10 protein-coding genes are annotated in these 12065 nt (G+C 62.6%); 2 read left to right on the top strand and 8 right to left on the bottom strand.

Annotated features, from left to right (window positions below; genetic code table 11):
* Positions 1-50: 50 nt before the first annotated feature.
* Positions 51-1988, bottom strand: coding sequence for a GGDEF domain-containing protein (locus tag C725_RS00350; RefSeq protein ID WP_160165691.1), 1938 nt, complete (start codon positions 1986-1988; stop codon positions 51-53).
* Positions 1989-2213: 225 nt separating this feature from the next.
* Between C725_RS00350 and C725_RS00345 the strand changes: the two genes are divergently transcribed.
* Positions 2214-3371 carry a cyclic di-GMP phosphodiesterase gene (locus C725_RS00345; RefSeq protein ID WP_008599438.1) on the top strand — a complete coding sequence of 386 codons (1158 nt, stop codon included), beginning with the start codon at positions 2214-2216 and terminating at the stop codon, positions 3369-3371.
* 124 nt (positions 3372-3495) lie between these two features.
* Here C725_RS00345 and C725_RS00340 read toward each other — a convergent pair whose 3' ends face one another.
* A complete protein-coding gene (locus C725_RS00340; protein ID WP_008599436.1) occupies positions 3496-4113 on the bottom strand; it encodes a PEP-CTERM sorting domain-containing protein in 618 nt (205 codons plus the stop codon).
* 218 nt (positions 4114-4331) lie between these two features.
* Between C725_RS00340 and C725_RS00335 the strand changes: the two genes are divergently transcribed.
* Positions 4332-5351: a glucokinase gene (locus C725_RS00335; protein ID WP_008599435.1), complete on the top strand. Its 1020-nt coding sequence runs from the start codon at positions 4332-4334 to the stop codon at positions 5349-5351.
* Here C725_RS00335 and C725_RS00330 read toward each other — a convergent pair.
* The 6 genes from C725_RS00330 to C725_RS00305 form a co-directional block, all read right to left on the bottom strand.
* Positions 5346-5639, bottom strand: coding sequence for a hypothetical protein (locus C725_RS00330; protein ID WP_149864474.1), 294 nt, complete (start codon positions 5637-5639; stop codon positions 5346-5348). The two genes, C725_RS00335 and C725_RS00330, sit on opposite strands and share 6 nt — an antisense overlap.
* Positions 5640-5729: 90 nt before the next feature.
* Positions 5730-6890 carry an HD-GYP domain-containing protein gene (locus C725_RS00325; protein WP_051051170.1) on the bottom strand — a complete coding sequence of 387 codons (1161 nt, stop codon included), beginning with the start codon at positions 6888-6890 and terminating at the stop codon, positions 5730-5732.
* Between the two features lie 62 nt (positions 6891-6952).
* The gene (lpdA, locus tag C725_RS00320; RefSeq protein ID WP_008599432.1) at positions 6953-8341 is read right to left on the bottom strand and encodes a dihydrolipoyl dehydrogenase; all 1389 of its coding nucleotides are present in this window, start codon (positions 8339-8341) and stop codon (positions 6953-6955) included.
* A gap of 6 nt (positions 8342-8347) precedes the next feature.
* Positions 8348-9772, bottom strand: a complete 1425-nt coding sequence (locus C725_RS00315; protein WP_008599431.1) for a dihydrolipoamide acetyltransferase family protein — start codon at positions 9770-9772, stop codon at positions 8348-8350.
* Positions 9772-10779, bottom strand: a complete 1008-nt coding sequence (locus C725_RS00310) for an alpha-ketoacid dehydrogenase subunit beta (protein ID WP_200858575.1) — start codon at positions 10777-10779, stop codon at positions 9772-9774. The genes C725_RS00315 and C725_RS00310 overlap by 1 nt, the downstream gene beginning before the upstream one ends.
* A 12-nt stretch (positions 10780-10791) precedes the next feature.
* Entirely contained in the window at positions 10792-12024 is a 1233-nt protein-coding gene (locus C725_RS00305) for a 3-methyl-2-oxobutanoate dehydrogenase (2-methylpropanoyl-transferring) subunit alpha (protein WP_038280945.1), read from the bottom strand.
* Positions 12025-12065: the final 41 nt, after the last annotated feature.

Genomic DNA, 12065 nt, shown 5'->3' with positions numbered 1-12065 from the left:
CTGCGGACCTGCCCTTTTCGACCCCTTACCCGTTTCCGCAGTGATGCGGGTCAGGATTTCACGATACGCATACGCTGCGCCTGTACCGCGCCAGCCGTCTTGAAGATGCGGCCTTCCCGGCAGACAATATCACGGCCGGCCTTCTTGGCCTGATACAGATTGGCGTCGGCCCGTGCATAGATGCCGTCCTGCGTATCGGCGGCGGAACGGAGCGCCACCCCAACGCTGATCGTGACGGGCAGGCTTTCCCCGGCGGCAACCGTTACGGGATCTGCGGCGACGACCGCGCGCAGCCGAGCCGCCAGCGCATCGGCCTCCTCATATCCGCGAACCGGCGCGACGACCATGAACTCCTCGCCGCCGACGCGGCCCAGAAGGCTGCCATGCCGCAGGGCCCCCGCAAGACGCCCCGCAACCTGTTTTAACACCGCGTCCCCACCGGGATGACCGTGCCGATCATTGATCGATTTGAAATGATCGACGTCCAGCAGGATCACCGCCATTCGGTCATACGCGCCCCACATGGCGGCGAAATCGTCCATGATCTTGCGGCGGTTGGGCAGATCGGTCAGCATGTCCCGCTCGGACAGCAGGCGCAGCTTGTGATTGGCCGCTTCCAGTTCGAAGGTTCGCCGCGCGACCCTCTGCTCGAGCTCGGAACGCACCCGCGCGACCTCCCCGGCCATGCGGTCGACCAGATCGGACACATAGGCAAATTCGTTGCGGCCGCGACGGGGCAGGTCTGACTGGTCGGCCAGCGCCGTGCCTGCAAGCAGGCGGACCTTTCCGGCAAGTTCGCGCAGCGGGCCAATGACCGTTCGGCGCGTGACGACCAGACAAACCGCCACCATCAGGACCGAGCAGAGAATCGCCGCGATCGCGACCCGCTTTACCGGATGCAACGCCTCCGCCGTGACCGCTTTGCCGCTTCGGGTCGCCACCGTGTACCACCCCGTCGTCGGGATACGTTCGATCGCCACGAAGGCGCCAAGCTCGTCCGAATATCCCGAATACCCCCGAGCGCCATGGTCGCCGAGCAAGCTCCAAAGATCGTGGAGAGCTCCGGTTCCGGTAGAGGAGATGTCAGGATAGTCGCCGGCTGTCGAGGATGCGGATCGTATCGCGCGGCCAAGGATGCTGTCGCCTGCCGACAGCCGCGGTGGCGTGAGCAGCCGTCCCTCCGGCGAGATCAGAATGACCGAACCGTCATTTGGACCGTTGAAGAACGGAGCATCGAGGACATCGTCAAGAAGAAGGCTCGTTCCGAAACTTCCGACGTGGCGACCATCGAGGTCGAACGGTGTCACGCACGCCGTCGTCCATACGGAGCTGGCATTCGCATGCATGATCGGTCTCAGGGATGTGCAGCGCATGGCGCGCGAGGGATTTTCAGCAGGAGATGATAGCCGCGAGAACTCCTCCCTCGCGAAACTCATGCTCGCCGAAGCCGTTTTCCGATAATATTCCAGCCGATCGCTTCGTTGAGGGGCATAGATGATCAAGGCATCGTCGGGTGTGAAGAAGTAGACGCTGCTGAGGTCGAACGCGCTGACGCGCCCCGTCAGGAAAACGGTCTCGGCTGCGGCTATGGCCTGCGCTGGCGAAATCCTTGAGGCCTCCGAGAGAAAAGCCCCCACGCCGGAAATGCCGAACAGATTTCCTTCTCCGCCCTCATAAAGATCGTCCGCGCTTCGCCGAGTGCCGTCGGGCCGTCTTGGGAACATCTCGTCGAAGCGCGATTCCAGTGCGCCGTCTGTTCCGACGGTCTCCAGGCGCGTACGGAAAATCGCGCTCGCAGAGGCTTGGGTCGCCGAAATCCGGGCGAACTTCGCTTCATAATAGTTGACGATGTCCTGGTTGAAGACGGCGAGGTCCTTTGCCGCGCGGTCGAATGCGCGCTCCCGCGCATCGAGATAAACTCCGACGCCGATCAGCGTGAACAATAAGAACAGCGTCAGCGCCAAACTTGCCGCCAGCCGCCGTGCCACCGAAAATCCCTGCCCCTGCATCCGTCAACCCAATTCACTCAGCCAAGAAGCGGTCCCGCTTTCCGCCATTTTGAACAGAATTGGTTACTTTTCCTTCAATCGAAGGTCCGGGCATGCGTTGCGGGGATCAGACCTTGTCTGCAGCGGAGGGAGGCAGACGAACTCGCACCGATCGCGCCGAACAGGGACATATTGTTAAGGTTTTTGGGGTTTAATCAATCCATTATGAAATGGATCGCGCCGTCTGAAGCTGAAATCGGCATGCATGTCCGGGGGTTCGACGGCCCATGGCTTCAGCATCCATTTTGGCGGAGCGATTTCAAGATCAGCACGGCAAGGCAGCTGAACAAGGTTCGGCAAAGCGCGATCAAAGCCGTTCTCGTCGATGACGATGCAACGCCCATCGGCTCGGCGTTTGTACTCGATACCGTGTTACCGGCGCATATTCCGGATACCAAGGCGCTGACCCCGCCCGTCCAGATCGCAGACCGGACCGAGGAAACGGGTGCACGAAGGCTGCTCGTGAAATCGAAGCGCCAGATGATGTCCACATTTGCAGATCTGCGCATGGGGCGCCTTGTCGACACCGACAGTCTGCTGCCGCTTATCGGGGAAATCTCGGATGTGATCGTCAGCAGCAGCACCGCGCTGCACAGTATCCTAAGTCTGAAAACACGCGACGAGTATACCTACATGCATTCGGTCGCGGTCTGCGCGATGATGATCAAATTCGCGCGGGACCTCGGATTTTCCGCGCCCGCCGTTGCTGATCTCGGGCTCGCGGGCCTGTTGCACGATGTCGGAAAGGCGCTCGTACCGGAGGACGTGCTCAACAAGAAAGGCCGTTTGACGGACGCGGAATTCGCGCTGATGCGAACCCACCCGGAACTCGGCTATCGTGAGCTCAAGAGAACGCCAGGCATTCCCGCAGTCGTGCTCGACGTTTGCCTCAATCATCACGAGAAGATCAGCGGTGATGGCTACCCGAATGCATTGCCGGCGAATGCCATTTCAACCGCCGCGCGCATGGGCGCGATCTGCGACGTCTATGACGCGCTGACGTCGGACCGCTGTTACAAGGATGCCTGGTCACCGCAACGGGCGCTGCGGGAAATGGGGAGCTGGCCGGGCCATTTCGACCCGGAACTCCTCGCGACATTCGAAGAGGTGCTAGGAATTTACCCGGTTGGGGCACGAGTGCGCCTGATCAATGGAGACGAAGCCATTGTCGTGGGCGAAAGTCCGAACCCCACGGTTCACGCGCTGAGAATTGTCGGCAAGGAGCGCTTCAATGCGGAGGGAAGGCTCATTGTCGAGAATATTCGTTCCGAGGAGATCGCGGGATTGAGTCTTAAGAGACCCGCTCTGGCCAATCTGGTCTGACACTCCGCTTCCGGAGCCGGCCGCCGGGGTGCAATTGCAGGTCGCCGTCGCCAAACTTAACCGGGAACGAAAAGGCCGCGCCCCACGGAGAGGCGCGGCCCAGACTTCCCGGATGGAGGAATGATCAGGCGGCGCGGCGGCGGCGCAGACCCAGACCGGCCAGCCCAAGACCGAGAAGCGCCAGCGCGCCGGGTGCCGGAACGGGCGACGGATCGTAGACATGGGCGATGGTCGCGGTGACGGAATAGGCACCATCACGACCCGGCTCCAGATCACAGAAAACCTCGCCAACGCCGCACGGCGTGAAGTTAAACGTTCCGCCATTCAGCGTCACGTCGATGCGGCCCGGAACGCCTGTCCCGTAGAAAATGGAAAATGTTTCCGAGTCGGAGAAGTCGAGAACGCCCTGATTGGAGCCAAAGGCCGCATCTTCAAACGTGAGGCCCATCGTCGACCCCGAGCCAAGCCCCGCAAGAGCGATTTCCACCTCGATCGTACCGTCGCTGCCATCGGAAGTAGCTTGATTCGTCCAGATATCGAACAAGTCGAACTGGGCCGACTGACCGACGGCGAGGTCAGCGACGAAATAGGGTGTGGAAATCAGCGTATCCGTCTCGACCGCAAGACCGTCAGGGCCGCCGCTGTCCGTCGTGATGCCGACGCCGCTGACAGTGATCGGCAGGGCCGCAGCGGACGTTGCCAGTCCGAATGCCAGCGCGGCGGAAACAACAAAATTCTTCATACCTACTCCCCCCTTGAATACGGCGCTTGGTGATGGGGAGCTTTTACGCAATGAACATGCCAGGAGGATTTATCAGGCGATATCAGGAATATATTTCGATTTCGGTGCGAAATGATTAATTTTTTGTAAACTTTTCCGACACGAGGCAGAGCCGGTGTCGAACGCCGGTTGCGACAGTCGCTTGATATCGGCGGCTTTCCGCGGGCAAGGTCGTTCCCATGACCCGAATTGCCGAGCGGACGCCGCCCCCCCTACCTGCTGCACAGATAGAATTGCTCGTGGCAGATATTGGCGGCACGCATGCACGCTTCGCGCTCGCGGAGCTTAGCGCAAATGCCGCGCCCGTCCTTCATGACATTCGCAAACTTGCGGTCGCTGAGTTCGCGAACCTGCCCGCGGCTGTCCTTTCCTACACGGATCAGATCCACCGCGACCTTCCGGACCGCGCCGTCTTCGCCATTGCGGCCCCGATACGCGGAGAGGAAGTGCGATTCACCAACAATGACTGGCGCATCCGCCCGGCCGACCTGCCTTCGGAACTCGGCATCGGGAGCATTATGCTTCTGAACGATCTGGAGGCGAGCGCGCACGCGGCAGCCAGCCTCGAGAGTGACAGCTTCATGCATATCGGCGGTCCGGAGGGATCGCTTGAGAAGGCCCACTCGATCAGCGTCATCGGCATCGGCACCGGCCTCGGCGTTGCCGGCATATTGCGCGACGAGACCGGGTCCCACATTCTCGCGACCGAGGGTGGTCATGCCGGTTTCGCGCCGGTCGACAGCTTCGAGGATGCGCTTCTCAGCCATTTGCGCAGAGAGCACGGCCGGGTGAGCGCAGAGCGCGTCGCCGCCGGCATGGGCCTGCGTCCCTTCATGGAGGTCTTGGCGGCAGAACGTGGTCAGATGGTCGCAGACCGGGACGACAAGAGCCTGTGGCAATCAGCGCTCTCCGGCAGCGATCCGCTCGCCGTGGCTGCGCGGGACCGCTACCTCCTTTGCCTTGGCTCGATTGCGGGAGACATCGCCTTGATGCACGGACCGGGCCCGGTCATTCTCACGGGAGGACTGGGAGCGCGGCTCGCCCCCTATCTTGCAGGTTCGGGTTTCATGCAGCGGTTCGTCGCGAAGGGCCGCTATCAGGACTTGATGCAAACCCTTCCGGTGAAGCTTATGCAGCATGAAGAGCCCGGACTGTTCGGCGCCGCTGCGGCCTTCTTCCGGCGGCAATGCCCCTTATGAGGCCGTTTCATCCAGCATTTCGCGTACGCGCCTAGCGAACCGGCGAGCGCGGTCGCGGCCATCGGGCGTCGGCAGGGCGGCTAGCGCGTCGAGTTCTTGCGCCGCGCGTTCCAGCAAATAACGCAGCGCCGAGCGTTCGGCACCGGCTGAATTGATGGCTTCTATCCGCTCGCGCTCTTCATCGTCCGACAGAGACGCGCCGGAAACGCTCGTCGGAGACGAGAACCGACTGCCGCCATCCTTGTCATCAGCGGAAATGTCCCAATCGACTCGGGGGTGCTTTCTCACGGCCATATCAGCACATACGCATCTGGATCGTCGGCAGACGCGAAAAATTCGCCTGCGCAACAAGATGGACGGGCGTGAACCCGGAACAACTCAGTTCGTGAAACCCAGTGCAACCAGGGCAACGACATCCTCGCGCCTGACATTTTCGACGATCAGCGCGCCATCGGCATTGTAGCGTTCGCGCCCCGGCATATGGACGCTGAGAATGGCTGGGTTCGGGCTTTCGGCAACGACCAGAGCCTCTCCGCCTTCGGCAAGTTGCACGCGGCTGCCGACGGGGAAAACCCCGATGGTTTGCATGAACACCTTAAGCAGATCGAGATCGAGGTGGCCGTCCCACTCCGACATTTCCTTGACAGCACGTTGCGGCGACCAGGCGTCCTTGTAGCAGCGGTCCGACGTTACTGCGTCATAGACGTCACAGATACCGCCCATGCGCGCCGGAACGCTGATGCTTCCCGCGGCCAGCGCATCGGGATAGCCCTTGCCGTCGATGCGCTCGTGATGATGCAGGCATACGTCCCCGACGACGAGCGGCACGGCCCCGTTTCGCATGACTGCGGAATGTCCGAGTTCCGGGTGCGCCTGAACGATGTCGATTTCTTCTTTCGTCAGCCTTTCCGGCTTGTTGAGGATCGTATCGGGGATGAACGCCTTTCCCACATCGTGCAGCAAGCCAGCCATGCCCATCTCAAAGACCCGCTCCTCGTTCATGCCGAGGGCGCGGGCGAAACTGGTCATCAGTCCGCACACCGCAACGGAATGCATATGAGTGTATTCGGCGCGCGTTTTCATCGCCATCAGGTTGTGCAGCACGGCCGCACTCGCCTCGACGGCCGCATTGATCTCTCGAACGACCGGCGCGACATCCTCCGCCGCGACATCGTTACCCATGCGAAGGCTGCGGAAGATTTTCTGTACCGAGCGCTTCGAACGATGAAGCAAATCTCTTGAAAACTCCCGCTCCGCTGCCGTGCCCTGTACCGGCGCGATTCCCGGCGTACGCAGGTCCAGGGTGAAGCGCGGAAGCTGCACTTCCATATCGGCGAGCGGCCCTTGCGCTGCCGGGGCTTCCCGGCCACCGCTGTCAACATGAACGGCGGGCACGCTGCTTTCATGAATCTTGCGAAGCTGCGCTTCGGTAGAGACTCGGAAATGCGTTCGCCAGAAGGGATGATTGATCCATGGACCGTCGAAGCCCGTGACATACATGCCGATCTCGACATCCCTAGGCGCAATCCGTTGCATCATGGGAACATTATGTAATCTCCGTCCCTTTCCGACAGGTAAACGGTATGGGTATGACAAATCGCCTAGATGTGAAGAGCGTGCCCCAATGTTCGCAGCGCCGCCTCCTGGAAGGCCTCGCCCTGTGTCGGATGCGCGTGGATCGTGCCGGCGACATCCTCCAGCCGCGCACCCATCTCGAGGGCGAGGCCGAAGGCGGCGCTCAGTTCTGCAACGCCCTTTCCGACAGCCTGAAGGCCGACGAGAAGATGATTGTCCTTGCGAGCGACTGCACGGACGAAGCCATCGGAGGACTCCATCGTCAGCGCGCGGCCGTTGGCGGCGAACGGAAAAAGGTTGGTCTCGATCTCGATTCCCTCCGCCCTCGCTTCCTCCGGGGAAAGGCCGACGCTCACGATTTCCGGGTCCGTGAAGCAGACGGCGGGAATCGCCCGTTTGTCCCAACTGCGCCTGTGGTCCGCAACGATCTCGGCGACCATTTCCCCCTGCGCCATGGCCCGGTGCGCAAGCATGGGTTCGCCGGTCACGTCGCCGATCGCGAAGATTCCGTTCATGGAGGTGCGGCATTCGTCGTCGATGCGGATGAACCGGCCCTCCATATCCAGGACCAGCATCTCCCGGCCCCAACTCTCCGTCACCGGCGACCGGCCGACGGTTACGAGGATCTTGTCGGCCTCAACCGTCAGCGTTTCGCCGTCAGAGGTTTCGACGGTCACGCCGGTTTCCACACGTTCCTTCGCCCTGGCGCCGAGATGAACGTCGATTCCCAGAGATTCCATATGCTTCGCGACGGGCTTCGTCAGATCCTTGTCGTAAAGCGGCAGCACATGATCGGCCATCTCGACGATAGTGACCTTGGAACCCAGCTTGGCGAAGGCGATGCCGAGTTCAAGGCCGATATAGCCGGCACCGATCACGGCCAGCGTCTTCGGCGGTTCTGAAAGGGACAGCGCCTCCGTCGAGGAAATGACGTCACCGCCGAACGGCAGGAACGGCAATTCCACCGGCTGCGAGCCCGTGGCGATGCAGACATTCTCCGCCCGGATCGTCGCGGGTCCATCCGGCCCCTCCACACGCACGGTCTTGCCGTCGAGGAACTTGGCCGTTCCCTCGATCCGCTTGACCTTCGCCTTCTTCAGAAGACCGGAGACGCCGGTGGTCAGCGTCTTGACGATTCCATCCTTCCACGCGACCGTTTTCGAAAGGTCGAGCTTCGGCGCGCCGGCCGAGATGCCCAGCGGATTGCCGTCCGCAAAGGCCCGCGCCTTCTCGAACTCTTCCGCCGCGTGGATCAACGCCTTCGATGGAATACAGCCAATGTTGAGGCAGGTGCCGCCGGGCGCGGCGCGCTCGACGATGATGGTGTCGATCCCCAGTTGGCCGGCGCGGATCGCCGCGATGTAGCCGCCGGGACCGGCCCCGATGACCAGAAGTTTGCAGCTATGGTCGGTCATGGCAAATCAGTCCTCGATGAAGATGGAGGCGGGCGCTTCCAACAGGCCCTTGATGCGCTGGATGAACACGGCTGCGTCCCAGCCATCGATCACGCGGTGGTCGAAGCTGGACGACAGGTTCATCATCTTGCGCGGCACGAATTGGCCATCCTGCCAGACCGGCATCACGCGCATCTTGTTGACGCCGACGATGGCGACCTCCGGATGGTTGATGACCGGCGTCGTGACAATGCCGCCCATTGCGCCCAGCGATGTGATGGTGATCGTGGCGCCCGTCAGTTCCTCACGGCTGGCTGTGCCGTTCTTGGCGGCATCGGCCAGCCGGTTCAGTTCGCCGGCACAATCCCAGATGCTCAGCGCCTCGACATGGCGGACGACGGGAACCACCAGGCCCTTATCCGTCTGCGCAGCGACACCCATGTTCATGCCGCCGTAGCGCCGGACGATCCCGGCCTCGTCATCGTAAAGCGAGTTCATCTGCGGCTGTTCGGCGATCGCTCTCGCCATCGCGCGCATCAGGAACGGCAGCAGCGTCAGCTTGGGCTTCGAGCCGCTCTTTTCCCTGTTCAGTTTGGCCCGCAGGTCCTCCAGCGCGGTAACGTCCACCTCGTCGACATAGGTGATGTGCGGGATGCGCGACTTGGACGTCGACATCTTCTCCGCGATCTTGCGGCGCAGACCGACGACCTTGATTTCCTCGACGCTCATGTCCCGCGCGCGTACGGAGCCACCCGTAGCAGCGGGGGCGCCGCCGGCTGCGATGAACGTGTCGAGATCATCGTTGGTAATGCGTCCGGCCGGCCCGCTGCCGGCAACGCGGCGAAGATCGATGCCGCCATCCTGCGCCCGGCGGCGGACCGCCGGCGAGGCAAGCGGCTTCTCGCCGATCGCACGCGGCAGTCCCGTGTCCGCCGCAGCGGCAGCCGAACCGGACCCTGCTGGTTTTGTACCGGACTCCTGCGGGGCGGTTGAGGTGGAGGCGCCTCCACCGGTTCCGGCCGGCTTTGGTGACGGCCGCGCCGCCTCAGGTTCCGCAAAGTCGGCCTTGTCCGACGGTGCGCCCTCCTTGGCGCGCGCGGCCTCGCCTGGCGATTGCGGTTCACTGGGCGATTCCGGGCCGTCCCGGGCCTCTGCCGCCGGCTCATTCTCTTCGGCCGGAAGCTCCTCGCCGGGCTTCACATTGCCCTGCCCCTCGACCTCCATCCGCACGATGGGCGAGCCCACCGCGATGATGTCGCCGATTTCCGCACCCAGCCAGATGACCTTGCCGTCGCGCGGCGCGGGGATTTCAACGGTGGCCTTGTCGGTCATCACGGCGGCAAGGACCTGATCCTCCAGCACCTGATCGCCGACCTTGACTTCCCATTCGACGAGTTCCGCCTCTGCGACGCCCTCGCCGACGTCCGGCAGCTTAATGACATGTTCGCCCATCAGCTGGCCTCCATCACGGTCTTGAGAGCGGCGCCGACACGCACCGGCCCGGGAAAATACTCCCATTCATGCGCGTGCGGATACGGGGTGTCGTACCCGGTCACGCGAATGGGCGGCGCCTGCAGGTGCCAGAAGCAATGCTGCGAGATCAGCGCGACGAGTTCGGCGCCAAAGCCCGCCGTCAGCGTCGCCTCGTGCACGACGACGCAGCGCCCCGTCTTGCGCACGGACGCTTCGATCGTTTCCATGTCGAGGGGCACGATAGAGCGCAGGTCGACGACCTCGGCGTCGATGCCCGTCTCTTCGGCCGCTGCCAGCGCAACGTGCACCATGGTGCCATAGGCAAGGATCGTCACCGCCTCGCCCGGGCGGCGGATCGCGGCCTTCCCGACGGGAACGGTGTAGTGGCCCTCCGGCACCTCGCCGAGTTCATGTTTCGACCAGGGCGTCACCGCCTTTTCATGATAACCGTCGAAAGGCCCATTGTAGAGGCGCTTCGGCTCCAGAAAGACGACGGGATCGTCATCCTCAATCGCCGCGATCAGCATGCCCTTCGCATCATAGGGATTGGACGGGATCATCGTCTTCAGCCCCGATACGTGCGCGAACAGGGCTTCGGGCGACTGCGAATGGGTCTGACCGCCGTAAATGCCGCCGCCCGTCGGCATGCGAATGGTGAGCGGCGCCGTGAAATCCTTGTTCGACCGGTGGCGAAGGCGCGCGGCCTCCGACACGATCTGGTCGAAGGCAGGATACATGTAGTCGGCGAACTGGATTTCGACGCACGGCCGCAGTCCGTAGGCGCCCATGCCGACCGCCGCCCCGACGATGCCGCTTTCGTTGATGGGCGTGTCGAAGCACCGCTGCAGCCCGTATTTCTCCTGAAGGCCCTTGGTGCAGCGAAAGACGCCGCCGAAATAGCCGACGTCCTGTCCGAACACGACCACCTTCTCATCGCGCGACATGGCGACGTCCTGTGCGTCGCGTATCGCCTCGATCATCGTCATGCGTGCCATGGCTTAAATCCCCGCCTCCTGACGCTGCCGCTTCAGGTGGGGCGGAAGCTCCTTGAACACATCTTCGAACATGTCGCGCGGGCTTGCGCGCGGCCCGTCATGCAAGGTGCCATTCTTCTCGGCCTCCTTCTGCGTACGAATAACCTCGGAATCGATTTCAGCCTGCGCCTGCTCATGACGCTCTTCGCTCCAGATGCCGCGTGCGATACAATGCTGCTTCAGGCGCGCAATGGGATCGCCCAGGGGCCAGTCCGCCGCCTCCGTCTTGGGCCGGTATCCCGAGGGGTCATCCGATGTGGAGTGCGGACCGGCGCGGTACGTCACATGCTCGATCAGCGTCGCGCCGTGACCCAGATGCGCGCGCTCCGCTGCCCACTTGGCAACCGCGTAGACGGCATAGAAATCATTCCCGTCGACACGCAGCGAGGGGATGCCGAAGCCCAGCCCTCGGGAAGCGAAGGTCGCGGCGCGGCCGCGTGCGATCCCCTGAAAGGTGCTGATCGCCCATTGATTGTTGACGATGTTGAGAATGCAAGGCGCGCGAAAGGTCGATGCGAAGACCAGCGCGGAATGGAAGTCCGATTCCGCCGTGGCCCCATCGCCGATCCATCCGGCGGCGATCTTGCTGTCGCCGTTGATCGCGGACGCCATGGCCCAGCCCACCGCCTGGATGAATTGCGTGCCCAGATTGCCGGAAATCGAGAAGAAGCCGTGCTCCTTCGATGAGTACATGATGGGCAACTGCCGGCCGTGCAGCGGGTCGGCGCTGTTCGAATAGATCTGGTTCATCATGTCCAGCATGGGATAGCCGGAGGTGACGAGCAGGCCCTGCTGACGATAGGTCGGGAAGTTCATGTCCCCCGGCGACAGTGCCGCCTGAAATGCGCAGGACACCGCTTCCTCGCCCAGCGCCTGCATGTAGAAGCTGGTCTTGCCCTGCCGCTGCGCCATCAGCATGCGGCTGTCGAAGCTGCGCACCGTCATCATGTCCCTGAGGCCCTTCAGCGCCTCATCGTCTTCAAGGCCCTCCGCCCAGGGGCCCACCGCCTTCCCGTCGTCGTCGAGAACGCGAATAATATCATAGGCGTGATCGTGAATATCCTCCGCGTCCACATCCACGGGCGGACGGACAACCTCTCCGGCAACCGGCACCTCGAACTTCGAAAAGTCGGGCGTATCGCCCGGCCGGCACTCCGGCTCCGGGACGTGCAGAGAGAAGATGCGGTTCGTGGCCATATGCAATCCTGACTGTTCGTGTCCGGCAGCATGACGGTGAC

It is taken from the genome of Pacificimonas flava, assembly GCF_000342165.1.
GTDB classification, from domain to species: Bacteria; Pseudomonadota; Alphaproteobacteria; order Sphingomonadales; family Sphingomonadaceae; genus Pacificimonas; species Pacificimonas flava.
Note: the sequence above shows the minus strand (reverse complement) of the source record. Positions and strands in the feature narration are given on the sequence as shown.

Coding starts and splice junctions, on each gene's coding strand:
- C725_RS00325 (WP_051051170.1), bottom strand. CDS start 6,890: ATGATGCAACGGATTGCGCCTAGGGATGTCGAGATCGGCATGTATGTC.
- C725_RS00345 (WP_008599438.1), top strand. CDS start 2,214: ATGAAATGGATCGCGCCGTCTGAAGCTGAAATCGGCATGCATGTCCGG.
- C725_RS00315 (WP_008599431.1), bottom strand. CDS start 9,772: ATGGGCGAACATGTCATTAAGCTGCCGGACGTCGGCGAGGGCGTCGCA.
- C725_RS00305 (WP_038280945.1), bottom strand. CDS start 12,024: ATGGCCACGAACCGCATCTTCTCTCTGCACGTCCCGGAGCCGGAGTGC.
- C725_RS00335 (WP_008599435.1), top strand. CDS start 4,332: ATGACCCGAATTGCCGAGCGGACGCCGCCCCCCCTACCTGCTGCACAG.
- C725_RS00310 (WP_200858575.1), bottom strand. CDS start 10,779: ATGACGATGATCGAGGCGATACGCGACGCACAGGACGTCGCCATGTCG.
- C725_RS00340 (WP_008599436.1), bottom strand. CDS start 4,113: ATGAAGAATTTTGTTGTTTCCGCCGCGCTGGCATTCGGACTGGCAACG.
- lpdA (WP_008599432.1), bottom strand. CDS start 8,341: ATGACCGACCATAGCTGCAAACTTCTGGTCATCGGGGCCGGTCCCGGC.